Annotated in this window: 20 protein-coding genes; 11 read left to right on the top strand and 9 right to left on the bottom strand. The window is 62.8% G+C overall.

Features of this window, described 5'->3' with window-relative positions:
- Nucleotides 1-174 precede the first annotated feature (174 nt).
- On the top strand, nt 175-1,044 hold the full coding sequence (locus VWZ85_RS07735) for a protein-disulfide reductase DsbD domain-containing protein (protein ID WP_416587675.1): 870 nt from the start codon (nt 175-177) through the stop codon (nt 1,042-1,044).
- A 31-nt stretch (nt 1,045-1,075) separates the two neighbouring features.
- Nucleotides 1,076-1,564, top strand: a complete 489-nt coding sequence (locus VWZ85_RS07730; protein ID WP_416587674.1) for an NUDIX hydrolase — start codon at nt 1,076-1,078, stop codon at nt 1,562-1,564.
- 64 nt (nt 1,565-1,628) lie between these two features.
- Here VWZ85_RS07730 and VWZ85_RS07725 read toward each other — a convergent pair whose 3' ends face one another.
- From VWZ85_RS07725 to VWZ85_RS07710, 4 genes are all read right to left on the bottom strand, one after another.
- Complete coding sequence (locus VWZ85_RS07725) at nt 1,629-5,021, bottom strand: efflux RND transporter permease subunit (protein WP_416587672.1); 3,393 nt, start codon at nt 5,019-5,021, stop codon at nt 1,629-1,631.
- Between the two features lie 5 nt (nt 5,022-5,026).
- Nucleotides 5,027-6,502 (bottom strand): efflux RND transporter periplasmic adaptor subunit, encoded by a 1,476-nt coding sequence (locus VWZ85_RS07720; RefSeq protein WP_416587669.1) that lies wholly within the window; start codon nt 6,500-6,502, stop codon nt 5,027-5,029.
- Between the two features lie 133 nt (nt 6,503-6,635).
- Nucleotides 6,636-7,178, bottom strand: coding sequence for a molybdenum cofactor biosynthesis protein B (gene moaB, locus VWZ85_RS07715; RefSeq protein ID WP_416537166.1), 543 nt, complete (start codon nt 7,176-7,178; stop codon nt 6,636-6,638).
- Nucleotides 7,179-7,254: 76 nt separating this feature from the next.
- On the bottom strand, nt 7,255-8,016 hold the full coding sequence (locus VWZ85_RS07710; protein ID WP_416587666.1) for a uracil-DNA glycosylase: 762 nt from the start codon (nt 8,014-8,016) through the stop codon (nt 7,255-7,257).
- 141 nt (nt 8,017-8,157) lie between these two features.
- Here VWZ85_RS07710 and VWZ85_RS07705 point away from each other — a divergent pair, with 141 nt between their 5' ends.
- From VWZ85_RS07705 to VWZ85_RS07680, 6 genes are all read left to right on the top strand, one after another.
- A complete protein-coding gene (locus VWZ85_RS07705) occupies nt 8,158-9,153 on the top strand; it encodes an aspartate carbamoyltransferase catalytic subunit (protein WP_340544224.1) in 996 nt (331 codons plus the stop codon).
- A 3-nt stretch (nt 9,154-9,156) separates the two neighbouring features.
- The gene (locus VWZ85_RS07700) at nt 9,157-9,714 is read left to right on the top strand and encodes a hypothetical protein (RefSeq protein WP_416537164.1); all 558 of its coding nucleotides are present in this window, start codon (nt 9,157-9,159) and stop codon (nt 9,712-9,714) included.
- 4 nt (nt 9,715-9,718) lie between these two features.
- On the top strand, nt 9,719-10,126 hold the full coding sequence (locus VWZ85_RS07695; RefSeq protein WP_416536409.1) for a hypothetical protein: 408 nt from the start codon (nt 9,719-9,721) through the stop codon (nt 10,124-10,126).
- On the top strand, nt 10,123-11,433 hold the full coding sequence (pyrC, locus tag VWZ85_RS07690) for a dihydroorotase (protein WP_340544221.1): 1,311 nt from the start codon (nt 10,123-10,125) through the stop codon (nt 11,431-11,433). The genes VWZ85_RS07695 and pyrC overlap by 4 nt, the downstream gene beginning before the upstream one ends.
- Nucleotides 11,433-12,038: a glycerol-3-phosphate 1-O-acyltransferase PlsY gene (gene plsY / locus VWZ85_RS07685; protein WP_416587663.1), complete on the top strand. Its 606-nt coding sequence runs from the start codon at nt 11,433-11,435 to the stop codon at nt 12,036-12,038. The genes pyrC and plsY overlap by 1 nt, the downstream gene beginning before the upstream one ends.
- Nucleotides 12,039-12,318: 280 nt before the next feature.
- Nucleotides 12,319-12,792 (top strand): YHS domain-containing (seleno)protein, encoded by a 474-nt coding sequence (locus VWZ85_RS07680; RefSeq protein WP_340544219.1) that lies wholly within the window; start codon nt 12,319-12,321, stop codon nt 12,790-12,792.
- A 103-nt stretch (nt 12,793-12,895) separates the two neighbouring features.
- Here VWZ85_RS07680 and VWZ85_RS07675 read toward each other — a convergent pair whose 3' ends face one another.
- The 5 genes from VWZ85_RS07675 to VWZ85_RS07655 all read right to left on the bottom strand — a co-directional run bounded on the left by VWZ85_RS07675 (nt 12,896) and on the right by VWZ85_RS07655 (nt 16,971).
- Nucleotides 12,896-13,150, bottom strand: a complete 255-nt coding sequence (locus VWZ85_RS07675) for a hypothetical protein (protein ID WP_340544218.1) — start codon at nt 13,148-13,150, stop codon at nt 12,896-12,898.
- A gap of 228 nt (nt 13,151-13,378) precedes the next feature.
- Nucleotides 13,379-14,749: a glutamate--cysteine ligase gene (locus VWZ85_RS07670; RefSeq protein ID WP_416587661.1), complete on the bottom strand. Its 1,371-nt coding sequence runs from the start codon at nt 14,747-14,749 to the stop codon at nt 13,379-13,381.
- Nucleotides 14,750-14,813: 64 nt separating this feature from the next.
- Entirely contained in the window at nt 14,814-15,341 is a 528-nt protein-coding gene (locus VWZ85_RS07665; protein ID WP_260099594.1) for a hypothetical protein, read from the bottom strand.
- Entirely contained in the window at nt 15,338-16,246 is a 909-nt protein-coding gene (locus VWZ85_RS07660) for a GNAT family N-acetyltransferase (protein ID WP_416587658.1), read from the bottom strand. Before VWZ85_RS07660 ends, VWZ85_RS07665 begins: the two co-directional genes overlap by 4 nt.
- The gene (locus tag VWZ85_RS07655) at nt 16,246-16,971 is read right to left on the bottom strand and encodes a 16S rRNA (uracil(1498)-N(3))-methyltransferase (RefSeq protein ID WP_260099592.1); all 726 of its coding nucleotides are present in this window, start codon (nt 16,969-16,971) and stop codon (nt 16,246-16,248) included. The genes VWZ85_RS07660 and VWZ85_RS07655 overlap by 1 nt, the downstream gene beginning before the upstream one ends.
- Nucleotides 16,972-16,982: 11 nt before the next feature.
- On the opposite strand from VWZ85_RS07655, the gene ubiA reads away from it, so the two are divergent.
- The 3 genes from ubiA (at nt 16,983) to VWZ85_RS07640 (ending at nt 20,229) form a co-directional block, all read left to right on the top strand.
- The gene (ubiA, locus tag VWZ85_RS07650; protein ID WP_260112936.1) at nt 16,983-17,945 is read left to right on the top strand and encodes a 4-hydroxybenzoate octaprenyltransferase; all 963 of its coding nucleotides are present in this window, start codon (nt 16,983-16,985) and stop codon (nt 17,943-17,945) included.
- Nucleotides 17,946-18,022: 77 nt separating this feature from the next.
- Nucleotides 18,023-19,918, top strand: a complete 1,896-nt coding sequence (locus VWZ85_RS07645; RefSeq protein ID WP_416536400.1) for an OmpA family protein — start codon at nt 18,023-18,025, stop codon at nt 19,916-19,918.
- Complete coding sequence (locus tag VWZ85_RS07640; protein ID WP_340544210.1) at nt 19,915-20,229, top strand: hypothetical protein; 315 nt, start codon at nt 19,915-19,917, stop codon at nt 20,227-20,229. Before VWZ85_RS07645 ends, VWZ85_RS07640 begins: the two co-directional genes overlap by 4 nt.
- Nucleotides 20,230-20,270 lie beyond the last annotated feature (41 nt).

Here is a 20,270-nt window from a genome sequence, read left to right as displayed (position 1 = left end):
CCTTTTTTTTCAAATCGCCGCCACCCGTGACCGGGCAACCTGCCTGCCCTGTCACAATGGCCACCCGCAGGCAGAGGTTCAAGACCAACCCGTGCCTTAGCCAATGCTCAACGCCGTTGACCGGAACGTGACTTGGCTTTTCTTGCTGGAATGCACATGTAAATGGGCATGGTTATGTTCTCACTTCTCTCGGCGCTTGCGACGCCCCTGACGGCCCGCACCACGACGGCCAAGACCTTGGCGAAATGCCTCTGCGCACCGCTGGCGCTGTCGTTTCTGGCCCTGCCTGCCACGGCCCCCGCCGAGCAGATGTCCGATATTGTCCGTATCGAGGTGCTGGACGGCGGCACCACGCGACGCGGCACCCATATGGGAGCGTTGCGGCTGACGCTTTCCGAAGGCTGGAAAACCTACTGGCGCGCGCCCGGCGATGCCGGCATTCCGCCCCGCTTCAGCTGGCAAGGCTCGCGCAATGTCGGGGCCGTCGCAATCCGCTGGCCCACGCCCGAAGTGTTCCTCACCTCAGGATTTCGCACCATCGGCTATCATGACCAGCTGGTGCTGCCGGTCGAGATCACCCCGGCCAAACCCGGGCAGCCGCTGCGGCTGAAGGGCCGCATGGAGCTCGGCATCTGCAAGGATGTCTGCATACCCTCGGAACTGCGTTTCGATCAGGCGCTGAAACCGGACAGCCCGCGCAACCCGGCAATTGTCGCAGCACTGGCTGACCGTCCCTGGTCCGCAAAGGAGGCAGGGGTGCAGGCCGCGACCTGTGCGCTGTCCCCCAGCCGCTATGGGATGGAGCTGGTTGCCCGGATCACCATGCCCAGCGCAGGCGGTGAGGAGGTCGTGGTTGTCGAACCCGGCGTCCCTTCGCTGGTCACAACCGAAACGACGACCAGCCGAGAGGGCCACAAGCTGACGGCGAAAACCGAAATCATCTCCGCCGATGGCGGTCCCTTCGCTGTGGATCGCTCGCAGATGCGTATCACCGTACTTGGGCAGAACCGGGCGGTAGACATTCAGGGCTGCACCCGGCACTAACAAGGGATCATCTGCCCGACCGGATCCAGCCATGCCCGCCAATCCCGCCTCCGACGAAGCCCCTCGCCGCCCGGTCCTGGGGGCGTTGGCCGTGGTCTGCCATCCCCGACAGGATGGTGATCAGGTGATCCTCATCCAGCGCAGATCGCCGCCAAATGCAGGTTGGTGGGGCTTTCCCGGCGGCCATGTCGAACTCGGCGAGACCGCGATGCAGGCTGCCGCCCGCGAACTGCTGGAAGAAACCAGCGTCATCGCCAGCCCCCGCGAAGTGCTGACCCATATCGACGTCATGCTGCGGGATGACGCGGGTGAGGTGCAGCGGCAATATCTTCTCATCGCCGTGCTCTGCGACTACGTCTCAGGCCAGCCCGCCCCCAATGATGACGCCCTGCAGGCACAATGGGTGCAGGTCTCCGATCTGACCACTGGCTTCGACCAGTCTCCTGACCGGATGCTGATTGACCAAGTGGCGGAGGTCGCCGCCCTCGCCCAGCAACAGCGCCGCCGGATGACGGGTTAGCCTTGGCACTCCCGCCCACACTGCATCCATAAAGCCCGGGTCGACGCTCAGAACTGTTGCGCGCTCAGACCCTGGCGCGGCGTGCGCCCACCGCGCGGGCGCAGAGGTAGCCAAACAGGCTCAGAAGCGCAGCACCAACGATGAACAGCAGCGTGGCTGCCCGCACCGGATCCATCGCCGCCAGCACCGGCACAAACGTTCGCAGCAGCGGATGCAGTAGCCCAACCGCCATCGCATAGCCAAGTGTTACCGCGAGCCACAGCAGCTGCGCCGCTCCCAGCCCCAGCGTCAGCCAGCGCAGCTCTCCCGCCCGCGATGTCAGCCCGCGCCGCAGCGCCGCAAAGGGGCGCGCCACATCGGCCTGAACCGCGATCAGCGCCGGTACCACCAGCAGCACCAGGAACATCCCGAAACCAAGACCATAGACCAGCGTAATCACGGTCGGCTTCAGAAACTGCGCCTGCTGCGAACCCTCGTACATCAAGGGCGCCAGCCCCAGCACCGTTGTCAGCGTCGTCAGCATCACCGGCCGCAGCCGGTCAGCGGCCCCGTCAATGATCGACGGTATCAAGCCACGTTCCTGCGCATATTCATCGATCGTGGTCACCAACACGATCGAATCGTTGATAATGATGCCGGTCATTCCCAACAGCCCCACCACCGTGAACATCGACAGCGGCACGTCCCACAGGTAGTGGCCCCAGATCGTGCCAACCAGACCAAAGGGAATAATCGCCATTACCACCAAGGGCCGCGTCCAGCTGGCGAATATCCACGACAGCACCAGATAGATACCGGTCAGGCAGAGTATCAGTCCGGTTCGCGCGTCATTCAGGAACTCGTTCTCCTGTTCGCTCAACCCGGCGAGCTGCCAATCGACCTGCCGTTCGCTGGCGATGCTCGGCAGGATTTCCTCTTCCAGCGCGGTTGCTATGGCCTGAGCTCTGGCCGGATCGTCCTCGGAGATATCGCCCGTGACACTGATCACGCGTACCCCGTTTTCCCGCCGCACTGTCGAAAAACCGGTGCGCTGGCTGACAGAGACGATATCCGCAAGCGGCAGATAGACACCCGCCGGGCTACGCATCAGCGTGCGCTCCAGGAAATCGGCGGTCAGCTCGTCCTTCGGCAGTTCCACCCGGATCGAGGCACTACGCGGGCCCTCCGGGTAGGTTGCCGCCTCGATCCCATTGAGCCGCGCACGCAGCGCCCGGCCAAGCGTCTCAACCGTGAACGCCAGCGCGCGCCCCTGCGGCGTCAGCTCCAGCACCAGCTCTTCCTTGTCATAGGCAAGATTGTCCTCAACAGCGGAGACCTCAGGATAGCGCAGCAGTGCCGTCTTCAGATCCTCCGATGCGGCTTTCAGAACCTCGACCGCCGCACCGCTGAACTGCACATTCAGCGCATCCCCACCCGGGCCGGACCGCCAACCACGGAAAGACAGCGTCTCCGTCATCGGATGACGGCGCACCCTCTCCTGGATCTCCGCAACAAAGGCAAAGCTGGAATAGGGCCGCAGATCCGCATCAATCAGCTCAATCGAAATCCCGCCCAAAAGATCACTATCCTTGGCATCGACACCGGCCAGACCGCGCCCGGCGTTGCCGCCGATCTCAGCCATGACAAATTCGATGGGGTTGCGGCCATAGCGGTCCTCATACTCCGCACCCAGCTCATCCACCGCACGCTGCATCTCGCGCATCATCGCCAGCGTATCGGCCCGCGTCGCACCTTCGGCCATCGCGAAGTTACCGGTGACCGAGCCACGCTCCGGCGCATTGAAGAACCGCCATTTGACATCGCCGCCGATGAACAGCGCCAGTTGACTGGCCAGGATCACCAAAGCACCCGCGAGCACTACGTAGCGTCCGCGTACGACCAGCGCCATCAGCGGTCGGAACAGACCATCGCGCAGCCTGCGAAACCCGCGATTGACCACCCGGCTCGGCAGATCATACCAATGTTCCTTGGCGCTATGGGCCAGGGCATGGGCCAGGTGATTGGGCAGGATCAGGAAACACTCGATCAGTGACCCCGCAAGCACGGCAATCACCGTCAGGGGGATATCGCGGATCAGCTCGCCGAACCGCCCGCCAATCGACACCAATCCGAAAAATGCGATCACCGTGGTCAATGTGGCCGCGAAAACCGGCATGGCCATGCGGCGCGCGGCGTTCTCTGCCGCCGCAACCGGGTGCTCGCCCAGACGCCGCGCACGGAAATCGGCATGTTCACCCACCACGATCGCATCATCCACCACAATGCCCAGCGTGATGATCAGGCCAAACAGGCTGATCATATTGATCGTCAGACCAGCCATATACATGAAGGCCACTGCGGCAAACATCGCCGCCGGGATCCCTGCCGCGACCCAGAAGGCAATGCGTGCGTTCAGAAACAGGAACAGCAATGCCAACACCAGACCAAGACCCATCAGCCCGTTGTCCAGCAGGATATCCAGACGACCGGTGATCGCCTCGGCCCGGGTTCGGATCAGACTGGCGCTGACACCATCCGGCAGGCTGGCCTGCAAGGCCTCAACCACCCCTTCGACCTGATGCTGAATCTTAATCGCATCGCCCTGATCCGATCGGTCCACCCGGATCGACATCGCCGGATCGTCGCCGACGAAATAAGAACGATTGCGATCCACACCCTCCACACGGATTGTGGCGACATCTCCCACGGTCAGCGCGGACCCATCGGGGTTGGTACGCAGCACGATGCCTGCCAATTCCTCCGGGCTGCGCTTTTCGCTGCCGGTGCGGATCCGGGCATTTGCGCCACTCACATCGCCCGCGGGATTGGCATCAACCTCTGCGGCGATTGCGGCGGCGATATCCGTCATCGCGATATCATGGGCAATCAGACTGGCCGAGGGCACTTCGACCATAGTCTGCGGTGCGGCGATGCCACGGATCGTGGTTCGCGTCACCCCGACCTCGAACAGGCGCGCGATCAGCTCATCCGCAAACAGCCCCAGCTGGCGCGGCGCGATCGGGCCTGTGATCACCACATCCGTGACTCTGTCACGCCAGGCCCCGCGAAGCACGCTGGGCTCCTCTGCCTCCTCCGGCAGGGTGGTGACGCCATCGACGGCGGTTTGCACGTCATCGGCAGCCCGCGCCATGTCCCAGCCGGGTTCGAATTCCAAGGAGATGCTGGCCCAGCCTTCGCGCGACGTCGCGCTTGAACTTTCGACCCCATCAACCGCCAGCAGCGCCGGCTCCAGCGCCTGCACGATCGCGCTGTCGATATCTTCCGGGCCAGCCCCCTCCCATTCGATTCCCACCGACACCTGGTCCACGATCACATCGGGAAAGAACTGCGCCCGCATATTAGGGATCGCCGCCGCACCCAGCACCAGGAGCAGGACCAGCAGCAGGTTCGACAAGGTCCGGTGGCGAGTGAAATAACTCAGAACACCGCCAGCCGATCGGGGGAGATTGCGCAGCATCGCCGCTACCCTCCCATCCGCGTTTCGATCCGGTTGATCAGCCCAGCGGGCACCTTGGCCGCAGCCAGCTGTTCCAGCATCCGCGCCTTCACCGCCTGCGGCATCCTGCTGTTGCCTTCGACCATGGCGACGAGCTTGGCTCGACGATCCTCGGTCAGCTCAACCAGATCCGCCTCCGCGGCGGCGCTATCCCCTGCGCCGCTGGCCTCCGCCCCCTGACGGAGCGGGCGCACCTTGATCCCCGCCCCCAGCAGCGGCGTGCGCCCGGTGACGACGTCGCGGCCTTCCAGACCTGCGCCGCGCAGCAGCACGTCATCACCCTGGCGACGCACCAGCGTTACAGGAAGCGCCTCTAGGCGGTCGTCCTCCCCCAGCACCAGAACCGTTCCATCCGCCCCCAGCGCCGAGGCCGGCAGCCGCGCCACCTCTGCCAGCTCCGGTTCCTGCACGTGAACGGTGACAAAATCGCCGGGCTTGAAGCCAAGTGCCGGATCAAGCCGCGCGTAGATCAACCGCCCTGCCAGCCCTTCGCCTGCATCACCGCTGACCCGCACCGCAACACCCGTTGCCTTCAATGCGGCGCCGGTGGCATCCAGCGTGACCTCAACCGGGGCCGCAAGCAGCTGCCCATCGGCATCCAGCAGACGGGCGTATTGAACCGTCGACACCCGGAACGCCACATCCAGCTGCGCCGGATCCACCAAATCGGCCAGCTTTTCATTGGCCGAAACCAACCGCCCTTCCACCAGGTTCACCGATTGCAGCGTCCCGTCAAACGCGGCGGTGATCGTGGTGTCGGCCAGATTGCGGCGGGCATCCTCAAGTGCGATCTCGGCCCGGGCCAGTCGCGTGACGCTTTGATCAATGCGGGCCTCGGCCAGCGACACCGCCTGCCTGCGAGAAATCACCGCCTGCCGGGCCTGTGCCGCCGCCAGTTCCACCACCTCAACCGTTGCCGCCGATCCGACGCCCCGCGTTTCCAGGTTGCGCTGCCGCTCCAGCGCGCGCGTGCGCAGCTCTGCCTGATCCTCGGCAGCGGCCAGTTCATCCTGCGCCAGCGCCAGCCCGCGCCGGGCCTCTCGGGTCTCGGCCTCTGCGTCCAGCATGTCCGCCTCTGCGCGTCGCAGGGCGGCCTGCGCATCTGCCGGGTCGATCTGCACCAGAAGCGCCCCGGCCTTCACGTCACCGCCATCCTCGAAACCCGGCGCCAGCTTGACCACCCGACCGGCAGCCGCCGTACGCAGCTCCAGCCTGCGGCGGCTCTCGATCCGGCCAAAGGCGGTCAGCCGCGGCTGCACCGTGCCCAGCTCAGCCCGCTCGACATTCACCGCAAACACCCGTTCACGATCCGGCGGCGTGCCACGTTCGTCCGCCATACGGGTCTGAATGGCAGACACCACCATCTGCACCGCCAGAAGCAGCAGCGCCGCTGTCAGCGCCGCAAGAAAGACCCCAATCACCGTTTGCCGCAAAAAGCGCATTCTTTATCCTTCAATCGGCTAAACGAACCGGCCACACCACCACCGCAGCGTTCAAAATGAACACCTTAAGCCGCAAGAATACCAGTTTGTACAAACTATACGAGGTTACACGCAGTCACGGATCAATTCCGTCTCACTTGCGACGCAAATGTTCGTCAAGCCGCGGCATGATTTCCACAAAATTGCAGGGACGATGCCGGTAATCCAGCTGCTTCACCAGAATTTCATCCCAGGCATCCTTGCAGGCGCCCGGGCTTCCGGGCAGCGCAAAGAGATAGGTGCCGCCAGCGACGCCGCCAGTGGCCCTTGATTGCACCGCTGATGTGCCGATCTTCTGCATGGAAATGATGGTGAAAACCGTGCCAAAGGCATCGATTTCCTTTTCATAGACATCCCGGTGTGCCTCGACCGTGACATCGCGGCCGGTCAGCCCGGTGCCGCCGGTCGATATCACCACATCGACCTCTGGGTCGGCGATCCAGTCACGCAGCTGGCCTGCGATCTCGGCCCGCTCGTCCGGCAGGATCTTGCGATCGGCCAGCACATGCCCCGCCGCCTCCAGCCGATCCACAAGAACCTGACCGGAACGATCCTCCGCCAGCGACCGGCTGTCCGAGACCGTCAGCACTGCAATGCGGACGGGAATAAAATCCTTGCTGTCATCGAGTTGTGCCATGTTTCCGGCCCCCATCTGAAATATCAGCTGCCTTGGGTCGCGCCCGTTTCCGGCCCGCCCCGTTAGTGGTTGCGTATCACCCGGCGGTCAGCCGCGTCTTCACCTCAAGCAGGTCCGCCCAGGCGGCGCGTTTCTGCACCGGCTGACGCAGCAGATAGGCCGGGTGAAACATCGGCATCACCGGTTTGCCCTGCGCCTCATGCCAAGTGCCACGCATCCGGGTGATACCGCGTTTTCCGAGCAGGGCATCACAGCTGATATTGCCCATGGCAATCAGGATATCCGGCTGCACAAGGGCAATGTGGCGCTCCAAAAACGGAGTCATCATGGCGATTTCCGCAGGCAGCGGATCCCGGTTCTGCGGCGGTCGCCACGGTAACACATTGGCAATATAAACGCTGTCCTCACGCGACAAGCCAATGGCTGCCAGCATCCGGTCCAGCAGCTGCCCGGCGCGGCCCACAAAAGGCTTTCCGGCCATATCCTCATCCCGACCGGGGGCTTCGCCAACCACCATCACGCGGGCACCGGGGTGGCCATCAGCAAACACCAGGTTACGCGCGCCCTTTTTCAGCTCGCAATGTTCAAACTGATCCAGCGCATCGCGCAGCGCCGCCAGCGAACCAGCCGCCCCTGCCATCTGTCGCGCCACCTCAACCGGGTCGATTTCGAGCGGTTTGATCGGCGCGGCATCCGCAGCCGTCGCAGCCGCCTTGGGCAGCCGCGCCTGCAGCTCATAGCGATTGACCGGCGCATCGCCGATTGCATCGGTCGCCCCCAGTTCAATCTGCCACGCCAAGAGCGCCCGCGCGCTGTGATAATCCAATGCCGATTCCATGGCCCCAAGCTACTCTGCTCGGGAGCCAAGCAAAACACCTGACTTCACCGCAGCCTTCACCCCGGCCCAGAACACGCCCCGGCTGTCTTGCCGGACGCCACAGCCCTGCTATAAGAGCGCCAAACAGCACGGAGCCAGCCCATGCCCAATGCCCCCACGTCGATTGATCCGATGTCCTTCAACCAACGGCATCTTCTGGGTATTGAGCCGCTGAAGCCGCATGAAATTACCGCCATCCTGGATCTGGCCGACAGCTATGCCGAGCTGAACCGACGCCCTGACAAACACGCCGATGCGCTGTCCGGGCTGACCCAGGTCAACATGTTCTTTGAGAACTCCACCCGCACTCAGGCCAGTTTTGAAATCGCAGGCAAACGGCTGGGGGCAGATGTCATGAACATGGCCATGCAGGCCAGCTCGATCAAAAAGGGCGAGACCCTGATCGACACCGCGATGACACTGAACGCGATGCACCCCGATCTGCTGGTGGTGCGCCACCCGCACTCAGGTGCCGTGGATCTTCTGGCGCAAAAGGTGAACTGCGCCGTGCTCAACGCGGGCGATGGGCGGCATGAGCACCCTACACAGGCGCTGCTGGATGCGCTGACCATCCGCCGTGCAAAAGGGCGCCTGCACCGTCTGAACATTGCGATCTGTGGCGATGTCGCGCATTCCCGGGTAGCCCGCTCCAATCTGATCCTTCTGGGCAAGATGGAAAACCGCATCCGGCTGATCGGCCCGCCGACCCTGGTGCCCGACCATTTCGCAGAGTTCGGTGCCGAAATCTACGACGACATGCGCGAAGGGCTGAAAGACGTGGATGTGGTCATGATGCTGCGCCTGCAAAGGGAGCGGATGGACGGTGGATTTATTCCCTCAGAACGCGAGTATTACCACCGCTACGGGCTGGATGCCGAGAAGCTGGCGCTGGCCAAACCCGACGCCATCGTTATGCACCCCGGCCCGATGAACCGGGGCGTTGAAATCGACGGTACGCTGGCGGACGATATCAATCGTTCGGTCATTCAGGAGCAGGTCGAAATGGGTGTGGCCGTTCGCATGGCGGTGATGGATCTTCTGGCCCGCAATCTGCGCGCCAGCCGTCAGACTGCCATGGCGCAACCGGGCGTGGTCTGATCAATGACCGAGCCGGTAACGCAGCCCCTGACCATCCCCGCAGGCGAGCAGCGGATGATCCATGTCTTTGATCTCGACATGCGGTCGGAACAGGCCCGTTTCCTGCGAGAGCCCGGCGCATTGGCACAGGTTCTGGGGATTGAGTATGTCGACCTCGATCACGTCGAAATCTTTCCGGTAAGCGATCTGGAGGATCTGGGGCTGATCGGTTACCTGCGCGACGGCTGCGGCATTCCCGCCGAGCAGCTGCAAGCCGATGCCCAGAGGCTGATGGCAATCGACGGCTATGTGCTGCTGCTGCGGTCGCGCGCATTTCGGGGCGAGGAAACCCGCCTGATCCCGGCGCATCAGATCCGCCATATCGGCGATTACAGCGAACTTGGTGCGGATTGGGCCAGCCTGCCGAGCAATCCCGACGAAACCCCTGACAGCGCCAAACCCTATTCGGCTCCACGCCCCTCCCCGCGCGCGGCACGCTCACGCGCCCGACGCATCGGCGCGACCATCTTTGCCATCGTGATGGCACTGATCCTCCTCGTCGTGCTGTTGCTGGCGAGCTGACATCATGGCCGAGACCCGCTTTTCCCCGGACCGCATGGCCTACTGGCGCAGCCACGCCTGGCTCGCGGTCATCGCCATGGTTGGCGCGATGGGCATTCTCTGGGTGATGGGGAACCCATATGTCTGGACTGGCGCCATTGGCGGGCTCGCCGCGATCGGCCTGCGTGGTGGCTATCTGATGTCGGATGAGCTGACCCGGGTCTGGGCCCTTGGCGACACATCGGTGATCGGCCCGGATCACCAACAGATTCCGCTGGCCAATATTGCCCAGGTGAACCAGCTCGGCAGCACTGTGCAAATCGTCACCCGCGACGGCCACAAATACCTGATCAAATACCAGCCCGACCCGGCTGCGACCCGCACCGCCATCGAAACCGCCCTCTCTGACCACCCGGAAAGTCCACGCGCATGACCCTCTTGTTCACCAACGCCCGACTGATCGACCCCGAAGCCGGCACCGACAGCCTAGGTGCGGTTCTGGTACACTCGGGGCGCATTGCAGCGGTTGAAAAGAATGGCACCGACCCTGACCAATTGTTTCGCACGCGAAACATTGGGGCAGAGGATGTGACCCTTATTGACTGCCACGGAAAATGTCTTGCGCCGGGTATCGTCGACATCGGGGTCAAGGTCTGCGAACCCGGGGAACGTCACAAGGAAAGCTATAAATCCGCAGGCCTTGCAGCAGCGGCAGGGGGGGTTACCACCATGGTAACGCGGCCGGATACGACGCCCGCCATCGACAGCCCCGAGACACTGGAATTCGTGACCCGTCGCGCGCAGGCCGATGCACCGGTGAACGTGCTGCCAATGGCCGCCCTGACCAAGGGGCGCGAGGGCCGAGAAATGACCGAGATCGGCTTTCTCATGGATGCAGGTGCGGTTGCCTTTTCCGATTGCGATCATGTCGTCGCCGACACCAAGGTGTTCTCCCGCGCCCTGTCTTATGCGCGCAGCTGCGGCGCGCTGGTCATCGCCCACCCCCAGGAGCCGGGATTGAGCAAAGGGGCCGCCGCAACCTCGGGTAAATTCGCCACGCTGCGTGGGCTGCCCGCCGTCACCCCGATGGCCGAGCGGATGGGACTGGATCGCGATATCGCCCTGCTGGAAATGACTGGAGCGCGGTATCACGCAGATCAGATCACCACCGCGCGCGCCCTGCCCGCCCTTCAGCGGGCCAAAGCCAACGGGCTGGACATCACTGCCGGAACCTCGATCCATCACCTGACCCTGAACGAGCTGGACGTTGCCGACTACCGCACCTTCTTCAAGGTCAAACCGCCGCTGCGATCCGAGGAGGACAGGCTGGCATTGATCGACGCGCTGCGCGAGGGGCTGATCGACACGATCTCCTCGATGCACACACCGCAGGATGAAGAAAGCAAGCGCCTGCCGTTTGAGGAAGCCGCCGCCGGGGCTGTCGCACTGGAAACACTGCTGCCCGCGGCCTTGCGGCTTTATCATGCCGAACAGCTGGACCTGCCAACGCTGTTTCGGGCCATGGCCCTGAACCCGGCCAAACGACTGGGGCTCGACTGCGGTCGCCTGGCCGAAGGCGCACCGGCTGATCTGGTGCTGTTTGACGCCGACCAGCCCTTTGTAATGGACCGTTTTTCGCTGCACTCGAAATCGCAGAACACCCCCTTTGACGGGCAGCGCATGCAAGGTAGGGTGCTGGCAACTTATGTGGCCGGCGAACCGGTCTATCGGAGAGACTGATGCCGCTAATTGAGACTGCCGCCCCATTTCTGCTGCTTTGGGCCGTGATCGGTTATGGTCTGGGGTCCATCCCCTTTGGCCTGTTGCTGACCCGGATCATGGGCTTGGGCAATCTTCGCGCCATTGGATCTGGCAATATCGGCACCACCAATGTGCTGCGCACCGGATCGAAAAAGGCCGCAGCGTTGACGCTGCTGCTGGACGGCGGCAAGGGCGCGGCGGCGGTCCTGCTGGCCCGTGTTCTGGCCGGTGAGGATGCAGCGCAGCTGGCCGGTCTCACCGCGTTTCTGGGTCACTGCTTCCCGATCTGGCTGAAGTTCAAAGGCGGCAAAGGCGTCGCGACCTTCCTCGGCCTGATGCTGGCACTGGCCTGGCCGGTGGGCATCGCCTGCTGTCTCACCTGGCTGGCGGCAGCCTATCTGAGCAAGATTTCCTCGATGGGCGCTCTGCTCTCAGCCGTGGCCGCACCGCTGTGGTGCCTGCTGCTGGGTGTACCTCTGATCACGGCACTGGCCGCGCTTCTGGCGCTGATCATCCTCTGGCGGCACAAGGAAAACATCGCCCGGCTGCGCATGGGCACCGAACCGAGGATCGGCCAGAAATAGCGGCCATCGTCAGATAAGCACTTGTTTTCAAATAAAAGCCCTCATCCACATCGGATGAGGGCTTTTTTCATCACGCGAATGTGCCAGCGCTCCGGTGCAGAGTGATTGTGCATCAACACACATACAAAAGGAGTTGTTTTGAACGTGATCGGTAGAGCCCTCATATCGGTGTCGTGACCAGGACGGTCCAATTTCGAACGCCGACATTTTGATGACGCACGCCTTTTATCATTCCAACTCCGGGTGCCACGGCATCCGACAAATCGAAAGGTTCACACCGATGAACACCGTAAAATCCCTTCTGGGCGGGATCGCCCTTTCCGTGACACTGGCAACCTCGACACTGGCAGCCGGCGTGGATGTCAACGCCTCCTCCACCGGTCTGGCAATGCAGGGCTACGACCCGGTCGCATATTTCAACGCCGGAGAGCCGACCAAAGGATCCTACAAGGTAACCGCGACATTCGATGACGCCACCTACTGGTTTGCCACCGAGGAAAACAAAGCACTGTTTGAAGCCAGCCCCGAGGCCTATGTCCCGGCCTATGGTGGCTACTGCGCCTTTGGGGCCGCGATGGGCTTCAAATTCGACGGCGACCCGAACGAGTGGAAAATCGTCGACAATGTGCTTTACCTGAACCTGTCGAAGGACATTCAGGAACGCTGGAGCAAGGACATTCCCGGCTTCATTGAAAAAGCTGATGTGAACTGGAAAGAAATCGCCGACGCTGAACCGGCCGAGCTTCTGCAGTAACCTTCCCAGCGCGCGACGCTAGATCATGAATAATGGGCGGCAGGTATCCTGCCGCCCATTTGTATTACCGCAATGCTGGGACCATCGCCCCAGCCGACAATAGTTACTTTGAAGCCAGCCGTTCGATCGCATCAGCCGTCCGCTTGGTGTTGTTGTAGATCCCCACCGCCAGATACAGCGAGCCACCAATCAGAACGACGTAGAGACCGCCGACCACCAGCACGCCAAGGGCTGCGAGGATACCGCCGCCACCGGGCTGCAGCGCCGCAAGCACAGCACCCCCTGCGACGGCGATCAGCAGCAAAACCATGAATACGCCTACAAGTTTTTCAAATGCAGAGATAAAGAAATTACCCATTTCGACACCTTTCAGAGCTATAGAATGCGCGCTCTTCTAGGGACCAGTAAATGAGTGAGCAAGGTGTCATTTAGGGGGAAAACCAGCTGGATAGCGCCAGTGAACCCACCGGTGAACGCCCCTGCGACACCCAGTCATAGCGAGCAGGTATCAACCGGCCGCCATATGAAAAAGGGGCGCCCCGATAGGCACCCCCTGAGATTGGTCTGAGGCGATCTTGAGCGTTCCTCAGTAGCTGTATTCCGCGTAGATCCGGCTCAGATCGCCGTTCCAGTCGCCATTGTAGCGGTCGAGCAGCTCATCCGCCGGGACCTTGCCGGTTTCAATACTGTCCTTCAGCGCGTTGAGGAAATGCGTTTCATCCGGCACCAGCCCACCGGCGCCCGCGCGACCGCGGGATTTGAGACCCGCCTCGGAAATCGCAACCACTTCGCGCGCCAGATCGTGCATCTTGATATTGCCCACCTTTGCCTGCAGCCCCTGCTCCGAAGCGGCGACACGCAGGGCTTCACGGGTTTCCGCGTCCCAGCCCTTGGCCAGATCCCAGGCGGCATCAAGGCTGGATTGATCGTACATCATCCCCACCCAGAAGGCCGGCAGGGCACAGAGGCGACGCCACGGGCCACCGTCGGCGCCCCGCATCTCCATGTATTTCTTGATACGTGCCTCAGGGAAAGCCGTCGTCAGATGATCGGCCCAGTCGCTGAGGGTCGGGGTTTCACCCGGCAGTGCGGGCAGTTCCCCGTTGAGAAAATCGCGGAACGACATGCCAAGTGCATCAATGTACTGGCCATCGCGGTAGACAAAGTACATTGGCACATCGAGGGCATATTGCACCCAGCGTTCAAAGCCGAAGCCCTCTTCGAACACGAAAGGCACCATGCCGGTCCGATCTGCATCCAGATCGCGCCAGACCCGCGAGCGCCAGGATTTGTGGTTGTTCGGTTTTCCCTCAAGGAAGGGAGAATTGGCGAACAGCGCAGTGGCAACGGGTTGCAGCGCGATGGCCACCCGCATTTTCTGCACCATGTCGGCCTCCGATCCGAAGTCGAGATTGACCTGCACGGTACAGGTCCTCCGCATCATGGTCCGCCCCATGGTGCCGACCTTGCCCATATAGGCGTCCATCAGCTTGTAGCGACCCTTGGGCATCAGCGGCATTTCTTCATGGGTCCAGATCGGAGCCGCGCCCAGACCAATGAACCCGACGCCAATCTCGTCGGCGATATCCTTCACCTCGCGCAGGTGGGTGTTCACCTCGTCGCAGGTCTCGTGGATGGTCTCCAATGGCGCACCAGAGAGTTCCAAGGCACCACCGGGTTCCAGCGAAACATTGGCGCCATCCTTTTCCAGACCGATCAGATGCCCCCCTTCGCGCACCTCGGACCAGCCATGACGGTCGCGCAGGCCCTCAAGCACGGCAACGATGGACCGGGTGCCCTCAAATGGCAGCGGTTTCAGGGAGTCCTTGCAGTAGCCGAATTTCTCGTGCTCCGTACCGATCCGCCACTGGTCACGGGGCTTGCAGCCGGAGGCAAGATATTCCGCAAGCTGCTCGTGACGTTCGATCGGCCCACCGCCGGATTGAGGAATAGACATCTGGGGCTCTCCGTAAGGTTGATCCGTCTTGCGTTGCAAGTCGTGGTCGGTATTTCCGGTGGTGTCAATGCAGCCTGTGCACGGTCTGACGTGTTGGTGCACGCTCCCAGATCACGACCTGGTGAGCGCCGGATTTATGCAATTCTGCCAGCATACGCTCCATACGCAACCCCGGCAGGGTCGCAAAGGCATCAAAGAGCGCATCCGTGTTGGTCGCATTGACCGGAATCGCCAGCGCCGCCTGCCCCGGCTGATCCAGCAGCCAATGGGGTGGTTTCGCGGCGTGGTCCAGTGTCAGCCGCTCCAGTTCGGATAGCGCAACGGCCCCACCGGTCAGCGGACCGAAATAGGCGATCTGGCCTTCGTCGACCTGAACCACGCCGGGGCCACCTCCACCCAGACGGAACCGCATCCGCTGCATACCGATGACGGCAATGATCACCCCAAGGCCCAGCAGAGCCCAGCCGATCAGCGCCTGAACCCCGTAGCCACCAAAAGCCCAGAACAAGCCGAGAGCCCCCAACACGGCCGCCGCGATCATCTCGCGCCAGCGCCAGAGGGACCGGCGGGCTTCGGGTCGGATGAAGCTCATGTTGTCAGCTCTCCCGCGGTCACGACGGTCTCGGGTTCCTGATCGAACAGGACAAGCGAATAGCCCCCGATGGGTTGGAACCCGATGGCACGATAGGCCCGGACTGCCGCGTCTCCGGCTGCAAAGAGAACCGCCTTCTCGACCCCTGCGGTCTGGACCTCTTGCAGGTGGAATGCCAGAGCGCAGCGGGCATAGCCGCGACCGCGTTGCTCTTGTGGCGTATAGACCCCGCCAATCTGTACGACCTTCGGCAGCTGGGCGTTGAAGCCGGTCATCGCAACCCAATGGCCCGCCACCTCAAGCACCCTATGGCTGTCGCGCAGCAGATAGCTGTCGATATCGCCGGCCGCAACGGCGACGGCCTCTGATGCCGGAGTGCCCAGAGTTTCCTGATGGTAGGCGGCCCGCCACTGTACCAACATCGGACGGGGTGCCGCAGATAGCGGATGCAACACCGCGCCCCGCAGCTGCGAACGATCAAGGCTGCTCCGATCCAGATCGGACAGGGTCAGCGCCAGCCCCGGCTCATCGCGGTCAAGGCGCTTGGGCCGCTGATCAAGGCCGGTGGCGGCGAGGTAGCGGCGCAGCTGGGCGGTCTCCCCCAACACGCCGACCTGCTGTTGCGACGCTGTCTGCGCCAGTCGGTGATCCACCAGCTGTTGCAGCTGCCGCCAGTCCTCTGCGGTGGCGGCGCCCGCCTGGATCAAGAGAATCCCATCATTGGTGAGCCCGGCAACACCATCCTCTGCGCGACTACGCACCCAGAGCTGCACCGCCTTTGGCGCGGTGCCAGCCAGCCCGTGATCACGCAGGTTGATCAGCAGAAACATGGAGCTTTCGATATGGCGATGCAGCAGATCCTGAACCGCCGAGAGATCATTGTCCTGTGCCGGGCGCCAAGTCATTACCAATCCCCATAGCGTTGCTGCCAAACGGTCAGCGCCGCCACCGCTGCGGTATCCGCGCGCAGGATGCGGGGACCGAGGCTCACGACATGGGATTGCGGCAACGCGTGGAGACGCTTGCGCTCTGCCTCGGAAAACCCGCCCTCGGGACCGATCAGGATGGCCCAAGGTACCTGTGCCTGTGCCTCGCTGGCCAGTGCCAATGCGCTGCCGACCTCTGCTTCGTCACAAAACATCAGCTGGCGCTCTTCGGGCCAATGGTCGAGCAGCCGCGAGAGTTTCTGAAGATCCGCGACCTCCGGCACGTAGGTGCCGCCACATTGCTCTGCGGCCTCCACCGCATGGGCCTGAAGTCGATCCTGCCGGATGCGGTCGGAATTGGTGAAATCGGTCTGCACCGGCAGGATCCGCGCCGCGCCCATTTCAGCGGCCTTCTCCACGATGAAATCGGTTCGCGCCTTCTTGATTGGGGCGAACAGCAGCCACAAATCCGGCGGCAGCACCAATGGCCGCGTCTGCTCCTGGCAGATAAGGACACCGCTGCGCTTGCTGGCCTCGGCCACCTCGACGCGCCATTCGCCGTCCCGTCCGTTGAACAGCAACAGCTGCGCCCCCACCGTCTGCCGCATGACCCCAAACAGGTAATGCGCCTGATCGCGGTCCAGAGGAACCGATTGCCCTGCCCCCAGCGGGTGCTCTACATACAGTCTGATCTTTGCACTCATGAGGCATACATATGCAAGGCGGGACGCCAACACCAGATGGACAGGTCGCAGATGCGGTCAAAGGCAATTGGGTCGATCACTACGCCCCGGCATGGAGCCGTCCCTATCTGCGGCTGAGCCGCGCCGATCGCCCCATCGGAACCTGGCTGCTGCTGATCCCCTGCTGGTGGGGACTGATGCTGGCGATCCTCTGGGATCAAAGCCCGCGCTGGGGTGATCTGTGGATCTTTGTGGCCTGCGGTGCCGGTGCCTGGCTGATGCGCGGCGCAGGCTGTACCTGGAACGATATCACCGACCGCAATTTTGACGGTCAGGTCGAACGCACCCGCTCGCGCCCCATTCCATCCGGTCAGGTAACCGTTCGCGGTGCGGTAATCTGGATGGGGCTTCAGGCGCTTGTCTCCCTTGGCATCCTGCTGACGTTCAATCAGGCGGCCATTGCCATGGGAATCCTCGCGCTGTTTCCGGTGGCCATCTATCCCTTTGCCAAGCGGTTTACCTGGTGGCCGCAGGTGTTTCTTGGCCTTGCCTTCAACTGGGGTGCGATGCTGGCCTGGGTTGCCCATACCGGCACGCTGAACTGGCCTGCGGTCATCCTGTATCTGGCGGGCATTGCCTGGACGCTGTTCTATGACACGATCTACGCCCATCAGGATACCGAGGATGACGCGCTGATCGGCGTGAAATCAACCGCCCGGCTGTTTGGCACGCAAACGCCGATGTGGCTACGCCGCTTCATCGTGGCAACGGTCAGCCTGATGGGGATCGCGATCATTCTTGCGGTGCAGCCGCAGGGATCGGTGCTGGCGCTGGTGCTGGCGCTGGTGGCTCCTTGGGCGATGGGCTGGCACATGACCTGGCAACTCAGGGTGTTTGATGCCGAAAACGGCGAGCGCCTGTTGCAGCTGTTTCGGCTCAATCGGGATACGGGCTTGATTCCGCTGATCTTCTTTGCCGCAGCTCTGTTCGCATGATTGAACCCGCGGCCGCGCCCCTGTAAGACAGACAAAAGCCGTCTCGGACGGATGCCCCAACGGAGACCAGTCTGCCCATGCGCCTGTCCTCGCTTTTGATCTCTGGCCTGACCTTTGTCGCGGCTGCCGCGCTCAGTCTGGTTGTGGCCGGGTTTGCAGTGACGGGGATCGAAGCAGGCAGCGAAACCGCCGTGCGGCGCGCGTTGGACAAGGCAGGCTACACCTGGGCCGAGGTGACCGCCGACGGGCTGCGGGTGATCCTGAACGGCACCGCCCCCGATGAGGCCACACGCTTTGGCGCGATTTCGCTGGTGGGTGGCGTGGTCGATGCGGCGCGCGTGATCGACGACATGCAGATCACCCCGTCCGAAGGGATCGCCCCTCCGCGATTTTCGGCTGAGATCCTGCGCAATGACAGCGGCATTTCGATCATCGGTCTGATCCCCCGCGTCACGGACCGTGACACGGTGATCACGCGGCTGAATACGATTGCGGGCGCCGATCAGGTCGCCGATCTGCTGGAGACCGCCAATTACGCCGCTCCGAAGGGCTGGATGTCTGCGATGGATTACGCGCTGGACGCGTTGAGCCTGCTGCCCCGGTCCAAGATTTCGGTTGAGGCCGAGGAAGTTTCGATCACCGCGATCTCGGACAGTATCGAAGCCAAGGAACAGATCGAGAAACGCCTGACACGGATGGCGCCGGCCGGTCTGCGCCTATCGCTGGATATCGCGGCCCCGCGCCCGGTCATTACTCCATTTACACTGCGCTACAGCATTGATGGCTCTGGCGGGCGCTTTGATGCCTGTTCCGCCGAAAGCGAGCTGAGCCGCGACCGCATCCTGCGGGCCGCGGAGAAGGCCGGGTTTGACGGCAAGGTTGACTGCGTGATCGGCATGGGCGTTCCCTCGCCCAATTGGGCGCGCGCCGCAGAGCTGGGGATCGCGGCACTGGCCGAGCTGGGCGCTGGATCCATGACACTGGCCAATGCCGATATGACGCTGGTCGCCGCCGAAGGCACCGCAGCGGCGCTGTTCGACCATGTCGTGGGAGAGTTGGAAAGCGCCCTGCCGCAGGTCTTTGCGGTTCACGCGGTCCTGCCGCAACCCGAAGCCAACGCGGGCAATGGGCCGCCTGAGTTCACCGCAACCCTGAGCCCGGAGGGCCAGGTCCAGCTGCGCGGGCGCATTTCGGATGAGGCGCTGCGTCAGATCAGCAGCAGCTATGCCAAGGCCCGGTTTGGTTCCGACAATGTTCACAGCGCCACCCGCGTTGTCGAAGACCTGCCTGCCGACTGGCCTGTGCGGGTGCTGGCCGGGCTGGAGGCGCTGTCCTTTCTGCAACGCGGTGCGGTCTCCGTGACGCCGGATAGTCTCACACTGAGCGGGATGAGCCACCGCGAAGACGCCCCGGCTGAAATTGCCAAGCTGCTATCGGCCAAGCTGGGCGAGGCGGAGAGCTATGAGCTGAACGTCTCCTATGAGGAGCCGCCGGAGCCTGCGGACAAACCGATGTCGCCGGAACTCTGCGAAGCCGAACTGGCAGCGGTGCAGACCGTTTCGAAAATCACCTTTGAGCCGGGGTCGGCAACCGTCGCCGCGGGCAGCCGCGATACGCTGGATCAGATCGCCGATATCCTGTCGCGCTGTAACGGTGTGCGGCTGGAGATCCAGGGCCATACTGACAGTCAGGGGCGCGAGGAAATGAACCAGTCGCTCAGCCAGTCGCGAGCCCAATCGGTTCTGAACGAGCTGCGCGGACGGCGGCTGGTGACCAGCAGCTTTACCGCCAAGGGCTATGGCGAAAGCACACCAATTGCGACCAATGATACCGAGGAAGGGCGCGAGGCCAATCGCCGTATCGAATTCCGGCTGATCCGCCCGGCCAATGACCCGACAAGCGAAACGACCCTTGATGAGGCCGCCGCCGAAGAAGCCGCCCCAGACAGCGAACAGGAGACCTCCGGACAATGAACAGGACAGAATTCATCATCACCACTGCCATTATCCTGTTTGTCGCCTTTGCGATGGGGTGGTTTGCCAATTGGCTGGTACATCGTTTCACCCGCGTGCGGCAAAGCGATGTCGCCGATCTGGATCGGATGAGCCAGGAGCTGCACGAAGCGGAGGAAACCCGCGATCAGGCGATCACCTACCTGCAACAACGTGAGGCAGAGCTGTCCAATCAGCTGGTTCAGACCGAGGCCGAGTTGCGGGCTGCCATGGATGGGCTGCGCGATGCCCGTCGCGAGGCGGAAGAACTGCGCGGCCAACTGCACGGTTAATACCGGAATCAGAAACGTTCCAGTCTGGCTGCCCGCTGACC

The organism is Phaeobacter sp. JH20_29, assembly GCF_048056175.1.
Lineage (GTDB): Bacteria > Pseudomonadota > Alphaproteobacteria > Rhodobacterales > Rhodobacteraceae > Phaeobacter > Phaeobacter bryozoorum.
Note: the sequence above shows the minus strand (reverse complement) of the source record. Positions and strands in the feature narration are given on the sequence as shown.